17 protein-coding genes are annotated in these 18,586 nt (G+C 56.5%); 12 read left to right on the top strand and 5 right to left on the bottom strand.

The genetic code is table 11. The features are described 5' to 3' along the window. The first annotated feature begins 8 nt into the window (after nt 1-8). The 9 genes from CMN55_RS05860 to CMN55_RS05820 all read left to right on the top strand — a co-directional run bounded on the left by CMN55_RS05860 (nt 9) and on the right by CMN55_RS05820 (nt 11,910). Nucleotides 9-989: a bifunctional riboflavin kinase/FAD synthetase gene (locus tag CMN55_RS05860; protein WP_293948611.1), complete on the top strand. Its 981-nt coding sequence runs from the start codon at nt 9-11 to the stop codon at nt 987-989. Nucleotides 990-1,256: 267 nt separating this feature from the next. After that, entirely contained in the window at nt 1,257-4,076 is a 2,820-nt protein-coding gene (ileS, locus tag CMN55_RS05855) for an isoleucine--tRNA ligase (RefSeq protein WP_293948610.1), read from the top strand. 1 nt (nt 4,077) lies between these two features. Continuing rightward, nucleotides 4,078-4,554 (top strand): signal peptidase II, encoded by a 477-nt coding sequence (gene lspA, locus CMN55_RS05850; protein ID WP_293948609.1) that lies wholly within the window; start codon nt 4,078-4,080, stop codon nt 4,552-4,554. Further along, complete coding sequence (locus CMN55_RS05845) at nt 4,551-5,156, top strand: DUF3035 domain-containing protein (RefSeq protein ID WP_293948608.1); 606 nt, start codon at nt 4,551-4,553, stop codon at nt 5,154-5,156. Before lspA ends, CMN55_RS05845 begins: the two co-directional genes overlap by 4 nt. A 131-nt stretch (nt 5,157-5,287) precedes the next feature. Then, the gene (locus tag CMN55_RS05840) at nt 5,288-6,655 is read left to right on the top strand and encodes a M16 family metallopeptidase (RefSeq protein WP_293948607.1); all 1,368 of its coding nucleotides are present in this window, start codon (nt 5,288-5,290) and stop codon (nt 6,653-6,655) included. Nucleotides 6,656-6,665: 10 nt separating this feature from the next. After that, a complete protein-coding gene (locus CMN55_RS05835; protein WP_293948606.1) occupies nt 6,666-8,015 on the top strand; it encodes a M16 family metallopeptidase in 1,350 nt (449 codons plus the stop codon). Between the two features lie 67 nt (nt 8,016-8,082). Further along, the gene (gene mutL, locus CMN55_RS05830) at nt 8,083-9,924 is read left to right on the top strand and encodes a DNA mismatch repair endonuclease MutL (RefSeq protein WP_293948605.1); all 1,842 of its coding nucleotides are present in this window, start codon (nt 8,083-8,085) and stop codon (nt 9,922-9,924) included. A gap of 50 nt (nt 9,925-9,974) precedes the next feature. Next, the gene (locus CMN55_RS05825; RefSeq protein ID WP_293948604.1) at nt 9,975-11,153 is read left to right on the top strand and encodes a BaiN/RdsA family NAD(P)/FAD-dependent oxidoreductase; all 1,179 of its coding nucleotides are present in this window, start codon (nt 9,975-9,977) and stop codon (nt 11,151-11,153) included. Further along, nucleotides 11,146-11,910 carry a phytanoyl-CoA dioxygenase family protein gene (locus CMN55_RS05820; RefSeq protein WP_293948603.1) on the top strand — a complete coding sequence of 255 codons (765 nt, stop codon included), beginning with the start codon at nt 11,146-11,148 and terminating at the stop codon, nt 11,908-11,910. Before CMN55_RS05825 ends, CMN55_RS05820 begins: the two co-directional genes overlap by 8 nt. Here the strand turns inward: CMN55_RS05820 and rsmD are convergent. The 3 genes from rsmD to CMN55_RS05805 are packed head-to-tail and all read right to left on the bottom strand — an operon-like array spanning nt 11,858 to nt 14,119. Beyond that, a complete protein-coding gene (rsmD, locus tag CMN55_RS05815; RefSeq protein ID WP_293948602.1) occupies nt 11,858-12,463 on the bottom strand; it encodes a 16S rRNA (guanine(966)-N(2))-methyltransferase RsmD in 606 nt (201 codons plus the stop codon). The two genes, CMN55_RS05820 and rsmD, sit on opposite strands and share 53 nt — an antisense overlap. After that, a complete protein-coding gene (locus CMN55_RS05810) occupies nt 12,463-13,401 on the bottom strand; it encodes a pseudouridine synthase (protein ID WP_293948601.1) in 939 nt (312 codons plus the stop codon). The genes rsmD and CMN55_RS05810 overlap by 1 nt, the downstream gene beginning before the upstream one ends. Nucleotides 13,402-13,405: 4 nt before the next feature. Further along, nucleotides 13,406-14,119, bottom strand: coding sequence for a gamma-glutamyl-gamma-aminobutyrate hydrolase family protein (locus tag CMN55_RS05805; RefSeq protein ID WP_293948600.1), 714 nt, complete (start codon nt 14,117-14,119; stop codon nt 13,406-13,408). Nucleotides 14,120-14,232: 113 nt separating this feature from the next. Here CMN55_RS05805 and CMN55_RS05800 point away from each other — a divergent pair, with 113 nt between their 5' ends. From CMN55_RS05800 to CMN55_RS05790, 3 genes are all read left to right on the top strand, one after another. Further along, complete coding sequence (locus tag CMN55_RS05800; RefSeq protein WP_293948599.1) at nt 14,233-14,691, top strand: nucleoside deaminase; 459 nt, start codon at nt 14,233-14,235, stop codon at nt 14,689-14,691. A 54-nt stretch (nt 14,692-14,745) separates the two neighbouring features. Further along, entirely contained in the window at nt 14,746-15,948 is a 1,203-nt protein-coding gene (locus CMN55_RS05795) for an acyl-CoA dehydrogenase family protein (RefSeq protein ID WP_293948598.1), read from the top strand. Between the two features lie 146 nt (nt 15,949-16,094). After that, entirely contained in the window at nt 16,095-16,325 is a 231-nt protein-coding gene (locus CMN55_RS05790) for a hypothetical protein (RefSeq protein WP_293948597.1), read from the top strand. A gap of 74 nt (nt 16,326-16,399) precedes the next feature. On the opposite strand, the gene CMN55_RS05785 is transcribed toward CMN55_RS05790, so the two are convergent. Beyond that, on the bottom strand, nt 16,400-17,449 hold the full coding sequence (locus CMN55_RS05785) for a phosphotransferase (RefSeq protein ID WP_293948596.1): 1,050 nt from the start codon (nt 17,447-17,449) through the stop codon (nt 16,400-16,402). Between the two features lie 50 nt (nt 17,450-17,499). After that, a complete protein-coding gene (locus CMN55_RS05780; protein WP_293948595.1) occupies nt 17,500-18,570 on the bottom strand; it encodes a phosphotransferase family protein in 1,071 nt (356 codons plus the stop codon). Nucleotides 18,571-18,586 lie beyond the last annotated feature (16 nt).

The following is an 18,586-nucleotide window of genomic DNA, read 5'->3' as shown; positions in this document are numbered from 1 at the left end:
TTAAAGTGATGCAGATAGTGCGAGATTATCACGATGTGCCGCAAGGCTGCCGGGGGCTGGTTCTGGCCATTGGAAATTTCGACGGGGTTCATCGCGGTCATCAGGCGGTCATCGGTGAGGCGCAGAAAATTGCGGCCCGCCTCAAGGTTCCGTCCGGTGTCATGACCTTCGAGCCGCATTCGCGGGAGTTTTTCGCGCCGGACGCGCCGCCCTTTCGCCTGTCCACAATGGAAACAAAGGCCGCGCATCTCAAATGGCTTGGCGTTGACGTTATGGCGGCATTGACGTTTGATCGGGAATTTTCGCAGAAATCGGCGGAAGAATTTGTCCGGGATGTTCTTGTCGAAGGATATGGTGTTGTTCATGTGGTGGTCGGCTATGATTTCATATTCGGGCATAAACGGCAGGGAACGACCGTTGTCCTGGCGGAGCTGGCCCGGAAATACGGGTTCGGAGTAACGGTGGTTGAGCCGGTCGGAGAGGAGACGGTGATCTTCTCGTCAACGGCAATACGAGAATGCCTGAAAGCGGGAGAGCCAAGAAAAGCTGCGACGTTGCTGGGGCACTGGTGGGAAGTGGAAGGCCCTGTCGTCGGTGGTGACAAACGCGGGCGCACTATTGGCTTCCCGACCGCCAATATCCCGCTTGTCGGCTATCACTATCCCAAGCTGGGTGTGTATGCCGTCCGTATCGGCCTGCATCACGGATCGCATGTGGACTGGATCGACGGGGTTGCCAATTTCGGTATGCGGCCGACGTTTGATAAACAGGATGTCCTGCTTGAAGTACATTTGCTCGATTGGACAGGAGACCTCTACGGCCAGAGCCTGCGGGTTGCCTTTGTCGATTACATCCGTCCCGAGATGAAATTCAATGGCATCGAGGAGCTGACAGCGCAGATCGTAAAGGATGCCGACAAAGCGCGGGACATTCTCGCGCGCCCTGAAAATGCGCAAACGCGTTACGCTGACAAGAAAGTCCCCAATTAGGCAGTTTTTTGCGGGATGGCCGCATGATTTCTCGACAGAGGTTGGGGGAGTTGATAAAACACCTGCCATGAATAAATTCTGGGTTTGCGATACCGGTTTTCCGGAATGCCTCGTCATTGGCGGTCGAATTAGCGGCCCGGCCTTTATCGAATAAGGCCGGGTATGAGAGGTTTGTACCTGATGATCAGGGAAAAGCCCCGGAAATCTGGCGATCTCCCGCCGGTCAATCATCACCATTCAAGTTACTGTTAGGATCAGTTCGCTGCGATGAGCACTGACTATAAATCGACAATTTTTCTACCCCGTACCGATTTCCCCATGAAGGCTGGCCTGCCGGCGAAAGAGCCGGGACTGCTGGATCGCTGGGAGGAAATGGATTTGTTCCGCCTTCAGCGGGAACAATCGAAAGACCGCGAAAAATTCATTCTTCATGATGGCCCCCCTTACGCGAATGGCAACCTGCATATCGGCCATGCCATGAACAAGATCCTGAAGGACGTCATCAGCCGGTCGCAGCAGATGATGGGCAAGAATGCGCATTATGTGCCCGGCTGGGACTGTCACGGGTTGCCGATTGAATGGAAGATCGAAGAGAAATACCGGGCCGCAGGCAAGGATAAGGATACGGTGCCGATTGTGGAATTCCGCAAGGAATGCCGCGATTTTGCCGCCCACTGGGTCGGCGTGCAGAAAGAGGAATTCAAGCGCCTTGGCGTGATCGGCGACTGGGAGCGCCCCTATACGACCATGAGCTTCGATGCCGAAGCGCAGATCGTTCGGGAACTGCTGAAATTCCTGATGAATGGCGGCCTTTATCGCGGGTCGAAGCCGGTCATGTGGTCGCCCGTTGAAAAGACGGCGCTGGCGGAAGCCGAGCTTGAATATCATGACCACACGTCAACCACCATCCATGTCCGGTTCCCGGTCAAATCCGGACCAGAGGAATTCATGGGCGGCGCCATTGTTATCTGGACGACGACGCCTTGGACAATGCCTGGCAACCGCGCCATCGCTTATGGCCCGGAAATGGAGTATGTCGGCATCCGGGTGACCGATGTGAGTGAGGGATCGCTGGCGGTCGCGGGCGAGACCCTGTTCGTTGCGGCGGAACTTCTGGACGAGGTGAAGAAGGAAGCCGGGATCACGGAGGCGGAGATCGTCTGGCGCGGCAAGGGCGATGCATTCAAGGGCGTTATCTGCCGGCATCCGTTCCACGGCCATGGCTATGATTTCGACGTGCCGCTTGTCGATGGCGATCATGTGACGGTGGAGGCCGGTACGGGATTTGTCCATACCGCGCCGGGCCACGGGCAGGAGGACTATGAGGTTGGCCTCGCACATGGTCTTGAGGTGCCGCATACCGTGGATGAGGACGGGACCTTCTATGCCCATGTGCCGATCTTTGCCGGTCAGCATGTCTATAAATGTAACGAAGGCGTTGCGGATGAATTGCAGAAGGTTGGGGCTCTGCTCAAACGGGGCAAGCTGGTGCATTCCTATCCGCACTCCTGGCGCTCAAAGGCGCCGCTGATCTTCCGCAATACAAGCCAGTGGTTCATCTCCATGGAGACGAACGATCTGCGGGCGAAGGCGCTGAAGGCCATCGACGAGACGAAATGGTATCCCGCGTCGGGCCGCAATCGCATCCATGCGATGATCGCGAACCGCCCCGATTGGGTGCTGTCCCGTCAGCGGGCATGGGGCGTGCCGATCACCGTTTTCACACATAAGGAANNNGGNGANTTGNTGCGTGATGANGACGTGAACAAACGNATCGCCGATATCATGGAGGAGGAGGGTTCCGACGCCTGGTTCGAATCACCCGCCGCGCGCTTCCTCGGGGAAAAATACAATCCNGATGACTNTGACATGGCCATGGACATTCTCGATGTCTGGTTTGATTCCGGCAGCACGCACGCCTTCACGCTGGAGGCGCGCCCCGAACTGCAATGGCCGGCNTCNCTCTATCTCGAAGGGACGGACCAGCATCGCGGCTGGTTCCATTCCTCGCTGCTGGAATCCTGCGGCACCCGNGGCCGNGCGCCGTATGAGGCCGTTCTGACCCATGGGTTCGTCATGGACGGGCAGGGGCGNAAGATGTCGAAATCCCTCGGCAATGTGGTCGCGCCGCANAANNTNATCGAACAGAATGGCGCGGATATCCTGCGNCTCTGGGTCGTCGCCTCCGATTATTCGGAAGATATGCGTATTGGCGATGAAATCGTCAAAGGGCAGGTGGACAGCTATCGCCGCCTGCGNAANACGCTGCGCTNTATCCTCGGNAATCTGGANGGNTGGGANGAAGCNGANCGNNTNACNNTTGACGANATGCCNGAGCTGGANCGCTGGGTGCTGCACCGGCTGTCGGAGCTTGACGCGNTGATCCGGGAAAATTGCAACCGGTTTGAGTTCAGCCGTGTNTTNACNGCNATNCATAACTTNTGCACGCTGGAANTGTCGGCCTTNTATTTNGATATCCGCAAAGATGTTCTGTATTGCGATGGCGCAATGGACATCCGCCGCCGGGCGGCACGCACCGTNCTTGATCATCTGTTCCANTGNCTGACGGCGTGGCTTGCGCCGATGCTNGTCTTNACGGCGGAGGAAACCTGGCTGACCCGTTTTCCNGGAGAGGACAGCAGTGTTCATCTGCGNCTNTTTCCNGAAATNCCGNCGGAATGGCGTANTCCNGCCTTNCANGNGCGCTGGTCCAAGGTGCGCAGCTTNCGNCGNGTNGTGACGGGCGCACTGGAGGTTGAACGACGGGANAAGCGGATCGGCGCNAGCCTTCAGGCNGCNCCGACGGTTTATATCAGCGANGAATATATTCCTNTCCTCAACGGGCTCGANCTCGCCGATCTCTGCATCACCTCCGGCNTTCATCTNTCAACGGATCCGGCGCCGGAAGGNGCTTTCACGCTGGAAGATGTGAAGGGGGTTGCCGTCGNCCCCGCTCTTGCGGAAGGCGAGAAATGTCAGCGCTGCTGGAAAATTCTCGATGAGGTCGGAACNCACGAGAAATATGACGATCTTTGTCATCGCTGCGCCGATGTGGTGAGCAACCTACCGATACAGGTTGAGGCGTAAAATGATGATGCGCCTCGGNCTTGTCATAGCGGCGATCATCCTATCAGTCGATCAGCTCAGCAANGTATATCTGATTGATCTGATGCAGCGCTATCCCGGCGGGATCGAGGTGACATCCTTTTTCAACATCGTCATGGTCTGGAACCGGGGNGTCAGNTTTGGCCTGTTTGCCGANAATGACATGCGCTGGATTCTGGTTGCGGTGACGGCGGCCATTTCCGTCTTTATGTTCCTCTGGCTTAAAAAAGCCACAAACCGGCTGTTGGCTGTNGGTCTGGGGCTGGTGCTCGGCGGGGCAATCGGCAATATCATCGACCGNGTCCGGCTGGGAGCTGTCGCCGACTTTTTTGATTTTGATCTGATTTTCATGCGCTGGCCGGCATTTAATGTNGCNGANATGGCAATTGTTATCGGTGTCATCGTGCTGTTGCTTGAAAACTTGTTTCACGGNCGCAAGTCGGATAAAATATCGTCATGAGGGAAGGCTTGAAGAAAATGCGTCACGGCAGCTTGCTAACCGGTTTTATTCTGCTTATCNCNTTTGCATTGACAGGATGCGAAGGGACGAAGCAGGCGTTGGGTATCGGCGGCAAGAAAGCGCCGGATGAATTTACAGTCATCACCAAAGCGCCGCTGATCATTCCGCCGGACTTCTCACTACGTCCGCCCGCTCCCGGCCAGAAGGGACCGCAGGACATTCTCGCTGAAAACAGCGCAAAGGCGGCGCTGCTTGGCGGTGGGCAGAATACGACGCCGGTCACCCATTCGGAAGCCGTTGCCGCAGGCGTTTCCACTGGCGAACTTGCCCTGCTCCGTCAGGCCGGGGCGGAAAATGCGGACCCGGCCATTCGGGAGATCGTCAATACGGAAACCGCGGTCCTTGCCGAAAATGACGCGACGCTCCTGGAGAAAATCATGTTCTGGCAGGAACAGCCGCCATTTGGCACGGTCGTTGATCCCGCTCAGGAAAAGAAACGGCTGCAGGAAAATGCCGCGCTTGGCGAAACACCGGGTGCGGGAGGGGAAACCCCAACAATTGAGCGAAAGAAGCGCGCCCTTCTGCAAGGGCTGTTCAACTGACAGCCCGCCATGCCGGTCAGAAGCTTCTGCTCACTTTCCACATGACATAAAATTGTCCGGCTCCAACCTTGTAATGTGCCGGTATCGGCCTTTTATTGTATAGAACCGTTGATTAGGACCGGAGGTCGCCGATGGGCCCGTTACGATCATCTTATGTTATTGCCCTGGCTTTCTGCCTGCTCCTGACCGGGTTTGTCGCAAATGTGCAGGCTGCGGATGATATTCCCACTCTGTTCAATCCGAAGGCGACGACACTGGATAACGGGCTTGAAGTGGTCGTTCTTGAAGATCACCGCGCGCCCATAGTGACTCATATGGTCTGGTATAAAATCGGGGCGGCGGATGAAAAACCTCTCAAATCCGGCATTGCGCATTTTCTTGAACATCTGATGTTCAAAGGCACCAAATCGCTGGCGCCGGGCGAATTTTCCGCCATCGTCGCGAAAAATGGCGGGCAGGAGAATGCCTTCACCTCCTATGACTATACGGCCTATTTCCAGAATGTCAGCGTGGACAAGCTGCCGCTCTTCATGAAGATGGAGGCGGACCGGATGCAGAATCTGCAACTGACGGATGATGTCGTTGCACCGGAGCTGAAGGTCGTGCTGGAAGAACGCTCCCAGCGGACGGACAATACACCGGGCGGACAGTTTTCTGAACAGTTCAATGCCGCGCAATATATGGCGCATCCCTATGGTACCCCGATCATTGGCTGGCGACACGAGATTGAGGGGCTGACCACACAAGATGCACTGGACTGGTACAATACATATTATGCGCCGAATAATGCCATTCTGATTGTGGCGGGGGATGTGAAGGCGGAGGATGTTTTTACTCTGGCGGAGAAATATTACGGCCCCATTCCAGCCAAGGAAATCCCAGAGCGTGAACGGGTGCAGGAGCCGCCGCAGCTTGCGAAACGGGTTGTTGAAATGTCCGACAGCCGGGTGCGTCAGCCAAGCTGGCGGCAAAGCTATCTTGGTCCCGTAAGTCGACAGACGGACCCGGCGGAGCTTCGGGCGCTTGAGGTGCTGGGCCGGATTCTCGGTGGTGGCGTTACCAGCCGTCTTTACAATGACCTTGTCGTTGATGGAAAAATTGCAACAAATGCCGGGGCCTATTTCAATTCCGGCGCCTATGACAATACCAGCTTCCTGCTCTACGGCAGTCCGACGCCCGACCACAGCATTGAGGATGTGGAGGCGGCCGTTAAGACGATCATTCGCGATGTGATGACGAATGGCATTACGGAAAAAGAACTTGCCCGCGCGAAAAAGCAGATGCTGGCCGACGCCATTTATGCCCGTGACAGCATGCAGGGCGCGGCAAATATTTTCGGGGCGGCGCTGGCCAACGGGGAGAGCATTGAGAATATCGTCAACTGGCCGCAGCAGATTTCGGATGTGACGGCGGAAGATGTCAAGGCGGCGGCGAACATGATTTTTGATGAGCGTCAGTCTGTCGTCGGTCGATTACTGCCGGAACAGCCGAATGAATAGGGAAAAAGCCATGTCCAGTGTCAGTCGTTCGGTTTCCATCCTGTCCTTTTCGCTTATCCTCATATTCTTTGCCTTCTCCGCAAAAGCAGTAGAGATCAAGGAGGTGGTCAGCCCCGGCGGGATAAAGGCATGGCTGGTGGAGGAACCCTCCATCCCCATTGTCAGCCTGAATGTCGCCTGGCGGGGCGGGGCGAGCCGCGATCCGGCCGACAAGGCGGGACTTGCCTATCTGGCGGCCTCGACCATGGATGAAGGGGCAGGGGATCTTGTCGGCAAGGCGTTTCAGGAGCGACTTTCCGATCTTGCCATCCAGCTTGGATTTGATGCGAGCCGGGACAGCTTTTCCGGCGAACTCAAAACGCTGAGCGAAAATACAGAGGAGGCTTTTCGCCTGTTCGGCCTTGCCATTAGTGAGCCACGCTTCGATGAAGAGCCGGTCGAACGTATTCGCGGGCAAATCCTTGCGTCCCTCAATCGCAAACTTTCCGACCCCGGCAGTCTCGCAAGTCGCGCCTGGTTCCATCTGGCGTTCGGGGATCATCCCTACAGCCAGCCGGTTGAGGGAACGATTGAAACCATGAGCGAGATTACGCGGGCCGATCTTGGTGAGTTTGCCCGCACGCATCTCGGCCGGGATAACATGCTGATCGGGGTGGTGGGGGACATTACGGCGGCGGAACTTGCGCCGCTCCTCGACAGCACTTTCGGCGGTCTTCCCGATACGGTATCGGCAAAGGCGGTTCCCGAGACGCAGCCGCTGCCGGAAGCCGCCATTGAAATCGTTCCCGAAGATATCCCGCAAAGTGTCGTTATCTTTGGCGGGGAAGGCGTAAAGCGGGATGATCCCGATTACTACGCGGCTTATGTGTTCAATTATATCTTCGGTGGAGGGACGTTTGAATCGCGCCTGACCGAAGAAATCCGGGAAAAGCGCGGCCTTGTCTACGGCGTCTACAGCTATCTCTATCCCATGCAGTCCGCCGGACTGATGATGGGGCGGCTGGCAACCAGCAATGCATCGGTAAAAGAGGCGCTGGATCTGGTGCAACAGGAAATTCGCCGTATACGCAGTGAAAATGTCAGCGAAGATGAACTGAGCGCGGCCAAGACCTATATCAACGGTTCCTTCCCGCTGGGACTTGCAACCAATGACCGTATCGCCGATATCCTTGTGGCCATGCAATACAGCAACCTGCCAGTGAGTTATCTGGAGGAGCGCGCGGCCCTGATCAATGCCGTGACGGCGGATGATATAAAACGTGTGGCCAATCGGTTGCTGGACCCTGACAAGCTGATCGTGGTTGTTGCGGGTAAACCCGACAAACTGGAGCCGGTCGGCGCGGGTATTCAAAAGAATTGATCGCTGACCCTAGGCCCGGGAAGGGGTTTTTGTTAAGGTCGGCGGAACGAGTTCCATCGGGGTCATCATGACTTTAAGACGCCTGCCAGAAAATATCGTCAACCAGATTGCCGCGGGTGAAGTGGTCGAAAGACCGGCCTCCGCCGTCAAGGAACTGGTGGAGAATGCCATTGATGCCGGAGCGAGCCGCATTGATGTGGTGATGCGCGAGGGTGGCCGCTCCCTCATCACGGTGACCGATAACGGCACCGGTATGAGTCGGGAAGAGCTGGAGCTCTGTTTCGAGCGGCATGCGACGTCAAAACTCCCTGATGACGATCTGGTGTTTATCCGCAACCTCGGTTTCAGGGGGGAGGCAATCCCGTCCATCGCCTCGGTCAGCCGGATGCGTATCACAACCCGGCAGGAAGGGGCGGAAAATGCCTGGGCCCTTTCCGTTGAAGGGGGGCGGCGGGGCGAGGTGGAACCGGATAGCGGCGCGCGCGGGACGCGGGTTGAGGTGCGCGATATTTTCTTTGCAACCCCTGCGCGGCTCAAATTTCTGAAGACGGAACGATCGGAGTTTGGCGCGGCCCTTGATGTGGTGCGGCGTCTTGCCATGGCGTTTCCATCCATTTCCTTTACCTTCGCAGATGATAATCGCGTGGCCCTCCGGGTAAACGGGGCGGAGGGGGATCTTTTCGATGGCTGGCTCAATCGTCTTGGCGCTATTATGGGGCGCGATTTCTCAGAAAACGCCATGCGGATCGAAGCGGAACGGGACGGGGTGAAGCTCGCCGGTTTTGCCGGAGTGCCGACCTTCAACCGCGGTAATGCCGAAATGCAGTTCATGTTTGTGAATGGTCGGCCGGTGCGTGACAAGCTGTTTACCGGTGCGGTGCGGGGCGCCTATATGGACCTGCTGGCGCGTAACCGTCACCCGCTGCTGGCGTTGTTCTTGGAAGTGCCGCCTGATGAGGTCGATGTAAACGTGCATCCGGCAAAGGCGGAGGTACGGTTTCGGGATTCCGGCGGTGTGCGGGGGCTGATTGTTGGCGCCCTTCGCAATGCGCTCGCCGAACATGGGCATCGCGCCTCCTCGACCATTTCGGGGCAGGCACTCGGGGCGTTTCGCGCCGATATGAACACCCTCCCCCTGCAATCGCAGCCGCGCGCGGCAACAAGCTGGAGCCGATGGGCAGAAGTTGAAAATCCGCGACCTTCTCCCGGCCTTGCAGAGCAGGCGGCAGAATTTCAGTCTCCCCTGCATCAGCAATCCGCTCCCATGGCACGCGGGTATGATACACAGCCGACACAAACCCCGGAGGCGCAGGGGCACCCCCTCGAACAATTCCCGCTTGGCGCCGCCCGCAGCCAGCTTCACGAAACCTATATCGTGGCGCAGACGGACCGCGGCATGGTGCTGGTAGATCAGCATGCGGCGCATGAACGGCTGGTCATGGAGCGGATGAAGCGCCAGCTTGCGGAAAAGAGCGTGGCACGTCAGATGCTGCTGTTGCCGGAGGTGGTGGAACTGGATGAGCTTTCCGCCAGCCGCCTTGCCGAACGGGCGGAAGAGCTGGCCGAGATGGGACTGGTGCTGGAGGCGTTTGGCGTGGGCGCCATTGTCATCCGGGAGACGCCGGCGATGCTGGGGGATTGCAATGTCAGGGGGTTGGTGCAGGACCTTGCCGACGATCTGGCGGAACTGGATACCGCGCTCTCCCTCAAGGATCGCCTTGACGATGTCTGCGCGACCATGGCCTGTCATGGTTCCGTCCGGGCCGGGCGACGGCTCAGCATCGAAGAGATGAATGCCCTCTTGCGTGAAATGGAAGCCACCCCCCATAGCGGGCAGTGCAATCATGGCCGCCCGACTTATGTTGAACTGCAACTCGGCGATATTGAAAAACTCTTCGGACGCCGGTAAAAGCAACCTCCATAGTTTTTCAGCCGGATGACGCCTGGGTGCCACGGGATATGCATAAATTTGATGTGGTGATTGTGGGCGGCGGGGCGGCCGGGTTGATGTGTGCGATTGAGGCAGGCAAACGCGGCCGACAGGTTCTGCTTCTTGAAAAGGCGGATAAATGCGGGCAGAAAATTCTTATCTCCGGCGGGGGACGCTGCAACTTCACAAACCTTCATGCCGGGCCTGACCGCTTCATCTCCGATAATGCCCATTATTGCAAATCGGCGCTTCGACAATATACGCAGCAGGACTTCATCGCCCTGGTCGAGCGGCACGGGATTGCCTGGCATGAAAAAAAGCTGGGGCAGCTTTTCTGTGATAAGAGTGCGCGCGATATCGTAGCCCTGTTGGAGACGGAGTGTGAACAGCAGGGCGTTGTCATCTGGCGGAGCACCGGCGCGGACAGAATAGTCGAGGAGGCGACGGGCTTTCTCGTTATGGCGGGCGAACGGCAGATGAGGGCGGAGAGTGTGGTGATTGCCACCGGCGGGCTCTCCATTCCGAAGCTTGGCGCCAATGATTTTGCCTATCGGGTGGCGAAGCATTTTAACCTGCCCCTATCGTCCCCTCGCCCGGGGCTTGTCCCGCTCACCTTCGGGGAGGAGGACAAGCGGCGTTTTGCCAATCTGTCCGGTGTCTCCGCGGATGTTGATATTCGCTTTCACAAGCGGGTGTTCCGTGAGAATCTGCTGTTTACCCATCGCGGGTTGAGCGGTCCCGCCATCTTGCAGATTTCATCTTACTGGCAGGCGGGGGAGGCCATTGAAATTGACTTCCTGCCCGATCTCAATCTTGAAAGCCTGTTGAAAGATGCCCGCCGAACGCAGCCGCGGCTGAAGGTTGCGACGCTTCTGAAAGAGCATCTGGCGAACCGGCTGGTGGAAGCATTGCTGGCAGGTTTTAATGACCTGCCAGAAGTTGGTAACTGTTCCGATCGGCTGATATCGAAACTTATAAATAATATTAAACTGGTTAAAATATATCCAACGGGAACAGAAGGTTATGCCAAGGCAGAGGTAACGGTTGGCGGGATCGGCACGGCCGCGCTTAATTCCAAAAGCATGGAATGCCGGAATGTGCCCGGGCTTTTCTTTATCGGGGAAGCGGTTGATGTCACGGGCTTTCTTGGCGGGTATAATTTCCAGTGGGCTTGGTCATCAGGTTATGTGGCGGGGCAGTATGCCTGAGCGAATGACAGAAGATGACTGGTGCGCATTGCTGCCGGAGCTTTCGATCGGCGCAGGAGGAGAGGTGAAGGAAATCCCGTTCGATCCGGATCAGCTCTCACCTCTTTCCCGCTCCCTGTGGGAAAAAGGATATATTGCCGTTCCTCCCGTCTTTTCCGAAGATGAACTGAGACCGCTGCGGCAGGGGATGCTGCGTTTGTCCGAAGCGACCATTCCTCCCGTCTATATTTATCTGTATGACCAGCCATGGCAGTTATTTGCGCGGCTGGGTGAAATGCTGCGGCATTTTCTTGGGGAGGAGTACGCCATCCTTCCAAATCTCTGGGCCTGGCACTTGTCAAAGGCAGGAGAGACGGGATGGCCCCTGCACCGCGACTGCAATGCGGAGACAGTCTTTGGTGAGGGGGAGGATGCCATTCTGATGAGTCTTTCCCTATGGCTGCCGCTCACCGATGTGGATGAGAGTAACGGCTGTATGTATGTGCAGCCGAAGAATGAGCGGACAGAGACGCCGTTGCCCGCAAAAGCCGGAAGCGTCCTCGGCTGGCGGCAGGACCTGTATCACCGGGGCGGAACATATGGCGATAATGCCCGCAATCCACGGATGAGCCTGTCATTCGAATTTCAAAACTGCGCGTTTGATCCGCTGGCGGAACCGCTGATTGACCCGCGCCGTCTTCCGGATTTTCTGCAGCGTCTCAATATTATTCAGGCGCAGTTTGCGAAGTATCGTCATATTGATCCGGCACTTGCCTGAGGAAAATCAGCCGCGCGGCGCCGTAATGCCTGTCTTTCAGAATGTCAAACCGGGCAGGTGCTTCAAAGGCACTCTTTTTCGCTAATTCCATCACAATGACGGTTCTTTGCCCGAGCCAGCCATTTTCCTGAAGCGCCTGCAAGGTCGGCAGTGCCAGGCCTTCCCCATAAGGCGGGTCCATGAGAACCAGGTCATAGGGCCCGCCCGGCTTCCCGGGGGTGAGAGCCGTCCGGTTCAGCACATCACTGCTGCGCAGAAATCCCATCTCTCTGATATTTGCGCGGATGATATTGAGGCTGTCGGGGTGATTATCCATGAAAGTGACATGTGCCGCCCCGCGCGAGAGCGCCTCAAGCCCCAGCGCACCGGTTCCGGCGTATACGTCGAGAACGCGTGCACCTTGCGGCAAGGGACCGTGATCCGATCTCATATCACTGTCATGGGCGAGAATGTTGAACAGGGCTTCGCGGGTGCGATCCGCGGTAGGTCGAATGCGTTTGTCTTGGGGCAGCAGGAGTTTCTTGCCCCTTTTGCTGCCGCCGACAATGCGCATCAGCTTTTATTACTTCTTGCGGGACGGGCACGCAAGGTTGGCCGCTTGCTGGACGGACCGGTCGATCGGGCCGTTTTCCCGGAAGGGGCGGGCGACGCTTTTCTGCCACCTGTTGTCTGCCTTGACGCAGCGGGACGGCCTTTGCTACGGATGCCACGGGGCGGCCGCTGGCCTTTCACCGGCGGCTCGGCCTCATCTTCCTCGAATTTGGCGACACCCATCTGATCGCGGAGGATCTTGGATTTTACTTCATCCACGGCGCCCGCCGGTAGATCGCCAAGCTGGAGCGGGCCGTAGGAAACGCGGATCAGCCGCGTGACCTGATAGCCGAGATGTTCCATTACCTTTCTGACTTCGCGGTTTTTACCTTCCCGGAAGGAAAGGGTCAGCCAGCTGTTGGCGCCTTTCGTGCTGTCAATTGTGCCGTCGATAGAGCCATATTTAATGCCATCGATTGTCAGCCCCTTGGCCAGCTTCTGCATGTCGGCGTCCTTCGGGTGACCGTGAACGCGGACACGGTACTTCCGCTTCCATCCGGTGGCAGGCAGTTCCAGCTTGCGCGCCAGTTCCCCGTCGTTGGTGAGCAGCAGCAGCCCTTCCGAATTAAGGTCAAGTCGGCCGACTGAAATGACGCGGGGCAATTCCTCGGGCAGCTTTTCGAAGACGGTTTCCCGCCCCTTTTCATCGCGGTGACTTGTCACCAGACCGGCGGGCTTGTGATAACGCCAGAGACGGGGACGTTCGATGGCTGGAAGCTCCTTGCCATCTACCGTGATCTGATCATTAGGCGTCACATTGACAGCCGCGCTTTCCAGGGTTCTGCCATTTACAGCGACCCGTCCGGCCTCGATCCAGCGTTCCGCCTCCCGCCGGGAACAAAGCCCCGCGCGTGCCATCCGCTTGGCAATCCGTTCTGTCTGTTCCGTTTCTGTTGTCATGATTTTACGTCGCAGCGGCATTGATAAAGGCATCAAGGATAAGGCGATCGCCCGTTGAGATCATATATTCAGGGTGCCACTGCACCCCGAGGCAGAAGCGATAGCGGCTGTCTTCGATCCCTTCAATCACGCCATCTTCGGCAATGGCATTGATCGTTATATTGTCGCTGATATCTTTTGCGGCCTGATGATGGGCGCTATTGACGGGCAGGCGGTCGCTCCCGACAATCCGATGCAGGAGTGTGCCCGGAACAATTTTTACGTCATGGCCCGCCTCGGTGCGGGGGTTGGGTTGTTCGTGGGCGAGCGGGTTATCCACTTCATCGGGGATATGCTGGATCAGCGTACCCCCCAGAATGACATGCAGAAGCTGCTGCCCGCCGCAAATGCCAAGAACGGGCTTGTCCGCGGCCAGCATCGCTTCGGTGATGCGTCTCTCGAACAGGGTGCGGCGATCCTTGGTGATCACGGTATCGTGACGTGTTGTTGCGCCGAACATCCCCGGGTCCACATCAAAGGCTCCGCCAGTGACGACAAGGCCATCCAGCAGGCGGGCATATTCCGCGGCAAAGTCCGGTTCATGAGGCAAAGCGAATGGGAGACCGCCGCTCGCCGTCACCACATCAGCATAATTCTGCCGCAGCGCGTACCACGGCATTTTGGAATAACCGCCAGCTTCCTCTGAATCGAGGGTGATGCCAATAACAGGAGTTTTCATAGCTCCTTTTAATCCTGTCTTGATCGTAACTCAACCGGCCTCTTTGACGGGCAGATATATTTACGTGCTTTTCTGTCTCTTGACGGCCGTGGTTCTAATTGCGACTGTGCGGCATGGATCGTGAAATCGTTGATTATATGGATATGGCGCTGGCCACGGCTGAAATTGCCGGGCATCGTAACGAAGTGCCGGTGGGCGCCGTTATCGTCGATACGCGGACCGGCCGTGTCGTCGCTAATTGCGGTAATCAGATGATCGGACGTCATGATCCGACAGCGCATGCGGAAATGCTGGCGATCCGGGCGGCGGGAAATATGCTGGGCAGTTCGCGGCTGGTGGATTGCGATCTATATGTGACGCTGGAACCTTGCCCCATGTGCGCGGCGGCCATCTCGCTGGCGCGCATCCGGCGTCTTTATTTTGGCGCTTATGATCCCAAAGGCGGTGGCGTCGAATATGGCGCCCGCATCTTCGATCAGTCGAGCTGCCATCATCGTCCCGAGATTTACGGCGGTTTACAGGAGAGTAAATCAGCAGGGCTTTTAAAGAAATTCTTTGAAACCCGGCGCTAAATATTGAAAGATGCAGACTCGATGAAAAGAACAAAATGAAAAAGGAAACAGCGGATGATTTTCGAATATTCTGACAAGGTGAAGGAACTGCAGGAAAGATTGCAGGCCTTCATGGATGAGCATGTCTATCCTAATGAGCAGGTCTATTACGACCAGATCGCTGAAGGAGACCGGTGGCAGCCAACGGCCATCCTTGATGAACTCAAGGCCAAAGCGAAGGCGGCGGGTTTGTGGAATCTGTTCCTGCCGGAAAGTGATCTCGGCGCAGGATTGACTAACCTTGAATATGCTCCGCTTTGTGAAATCATGGGTCGGGTCAGCTTCGCGCCCGAAGTTTTCAACTGTTCTGCTCCGGATACAGGCAATATGGAGGTGTTCGAGCGTTATGCCAGCCCGGAGCTGAAAGAGCGCTGGCTGAAACCGCTTCTGGAAGGGGAAATCCGCTCCGCCTTCGCGATGACGGAACCGGCGGTGGCCTCTTCGGATGCAACGAATATCGAATCTGAAATCACGCGTGACGGGGATGAATATGTCATCAACGGCACCAAGTGGTGGACATCCGGTGCAAACGATCCGCGCTGTAAAGTGTTGATCTTCATGGGCAAGACTGACAAAACCGCATCGCTTTATACACAGCAGTCGATGATTGTCGTGCCGATGGATACACCCGGCATTCACATCAAGCGGTTCCTGCCTGTGTTCGGGTATGATGATGCGCCGCATGGCCATGCGGAAGTGGAGTTCAAAAATGTCCGCGTTCCGGCGGACCATATGCTGCTCGGTGAAGGACGCGGTTTTGAAATTGCGCAAGGACGGCTTGGCCCGGGCCGTATTCACCATTGCATGCGCCAGATCGGCGTTGCCGAGCGGGCGTTGGAGAAGCTGTGCAAACGCGTCAAGCATCGCGTTGCCTTTGGTAAAACGATCGGGGAGCAGACCGTTACCCTTGAGCGTATCGCTGAATCCCGCGCGATGATCGAGCAGGCTCGTCTGCTGACGCTGAAAGCCGCTTATATGATGGACACCGTCGGGAACAAGGCTGCCAAGGCGGAAATCGCCATGATCAAGGTTATCGCGCCCAATATGTGCGGCAAAATCATTGATTGGGCGATCCAGGCACATGGCGCTGGGGGTGTCAGCGAAGACTTCGGTCTCGCCTATGCCTATGCGCGCTCACGGACATTGCGCCTCGCCGACGGGCCGGATGAGGTGCATCGTAACCAGATCGGCCGGTTGGAACTTAAAAAGTACGACTGAGCGGCTATTGATTGACGACATGGCGAAAAGCCCTTCTTCGGAAGGGCTTTTCTTTTTGACGATTGATTTTTTGTTAGCATGGTGATCCGCCTTTCCTATATACAGGCGCATATCTCCGTTTTGCCGCCTTTTCACGGAATGAAATAATGATCAAACTCCTGGGCTGGATAATGCTTGGCGTGATTGTCGTCGTCGCGGGCTTTCTCTATCGATATGAAAGCCTTAATCCTTGCGAATGGTTGACACAGGATCTGGCGGCGCATGCCGGATTGCAACCGGTTCAGGGTTTAGGAGAGGCGGCCGGTATTGTGATGGAGCCAATGGAATGCGTGCAGCGCTGGGCCGATTTGCGCGTCGAGGATGCAGAAAGTCACTGAACTGATGCAAGCGGGACGGCCTGGTGAGAGTGCCGCCCCGGCTTATTAGGGCCTGTTCGTGCGTGCGGAAAGTTTCAGCCCCGTTTCTCGATATACTGCCAGCCGAGATCGGCCACCATCTTTGCGTATTTCGTATATTCTTCACCGACTTCGGAACTGGCGTTGCCATCCAGGCCGCGTTTGTAAACACCCTGAACAATCGCTGTCACGCGGAACAGGGAAAAGGCAATGTAATATTCCCAATTATCAATGCCATCGCGCCCGGTGCGTTTGCAATAGGCGTCAATATATTCCTGTTCCGATGGGATGCCCATTTCTTTCAGGTTGAAATCAACCAGCCCACCGTTGATAGGGTGCACGAAATGGTAGGCCATGCAGTTATAGGCGAGATCGGAAAGCGGATGCCCGATTGTTGCCAGTTCCCAGTCGAGAATGGCGAGAACCCGGGGCTCCGTCGGATGCAGGATCAAATTACCGAGGCGAAAGTCACCGTGCACAATGGTGCTTTCATCATCCGCCGGGATGTTGTCTGGCAGCCATTTGATGAGATTTTCCATTCCTTCCAGCTCATGGGTCTGGGAGGCGCGATACTGTTTGCTCCAGCGGTTGACCTGGCGGGCTAGATAGCCGCCTTTTTTGCCGAAATCGGACAGGCCTACCGCATCAACATCGACATTATGCATTTTGGCCAATGCATCATTCATGGAATCGTAAATGGCAGAACGCTGCTCCGGCGCCATTTTTGGAATTGAGGGGATCGTGATCACGCGTCCGTTAATTCTTTCCATGACATAGAAAGCAGTGCCGATAATCTCCGGATCTTCGCACAGGCAATATGTCCGGGGGACGGGGACATTGGTGTTCTGAAGGGCGGAGATGACCCGATATTCCCGATCGACGGCATGCGCGGAAGGAAGCAGAACCCCGGGAGGTTTTTTCCGCATGACATAGTCGCGCTCCGGGGTTTCCAGCAGAAAAGTTGGATTGGATTGCCCGCCCTGAAACTGCCTGACTTTCAGGGGTCCTTTGAATCCATCGATATTGGCTTTGAGATATTCGTATAAAGCCCCTTCGTCGAACTGGTGCGCTTCCCGAACCGGGATGATTATGGTCCCATCAGACATGGGGTCCCTCCTTTATATACTTTTGATTTTATAGGGAAGTGAGGGGGAGCTCAGCTCCCCCTGATGACTTTTTCCGCCTGTTCCCATCCGCGCATGGCAAGTGGTTTGACCCGCTCGGCGACATCCGCGGCATTCTTGTTGGAAGCCGTTCCCTCTTTCACGCGGCCGACGATCCCTTGCAGGATGGCCGCCAGACGGAACATGTTGTAGGCAAAATAGAAGTCCCAATTCTCGATGCCGTCCCGGCCGGTGCGCTCGCAATACATTTTCACATATTGCTCTTCAGTCGGGATGCCGAGTGCGGGCAAATCCAGCCCCTTGAGGCCACGGAACAGTTCCGGCTCGAGGCGCCAGGTCATGCAATGATAGGAAAAATCGGCGAGCGGATGGCCGAGCGTTGCCAGCTCCCAGTCGAGAATGCCGATCACCCGATGACTTTCCTTGTCGAGAACCGTATTGTCCAGGCGGTAATCCCCATGCACAATGGAAGTCTCATCGGCTGCCGGAATATTGTCGGGCAGCCATGCCATCAGATTTTCCATTGCTTCGATTTTCTCGGTTTCGGAAGCCCGGTACTGTTTCGTCCAGCGGTTCACCTGCCGGGCGATATAATCTGTCGGCTTGCCAAAATCTTCCAGCCCGGCGGCCTTGTAGTCCACCATATGCAGCGCGGCGAGAGAGGCATTCATGCTGTCAAAGGCGGCAACGCGACCGGCCTTCGAATAGCCGGGCAGGGACGGATCCCACTCGATATCGCCGTTCAGGAACTCCATGACATAAAAAATCGTCCCGATGACATTTTCATCTTCGCACAGGCAGTAGGTTTTCGGAACCGGCACATCCGTTCTTGCAAGCGCCGTCAGAACCCGGTATTCGCGGTCCACCGCATGGGCGGAGGGCAGGAGTTTCCCCGGAGGTTTGCGCCGCAGGACATATTGTTTCTCGGGCGTTTTCAGCATATAGCTCGGGTTTGACTGTCCGCCCTTGAACTGGGCCACGTCAAGCGGTCCTTTAAAGCCGACTATGTTTTTCTTGAGATATTCTTCCAGTGCGGCAACATCGAAGCGGTGGCGCTCGCGCACTTCCATCGTTCCGGAAAACTGTGTTGATTCGTCGGACATTGATGCCCTTTCTTGT

This window comes from Sneathiella sp. (assembly GCF_002694385.1).
Taxonomy (GTDB): Bacteria; Pseudomonadota; Alphaproteobacteria; order Sneathiellales; family Sneathiellaceae; genus Sneathiella.
The sequence above is the reverse complement of the archived record's forward strand: the minus strand, read 5'-3'. Positions and strand labels throughout refer to the sequence as shown.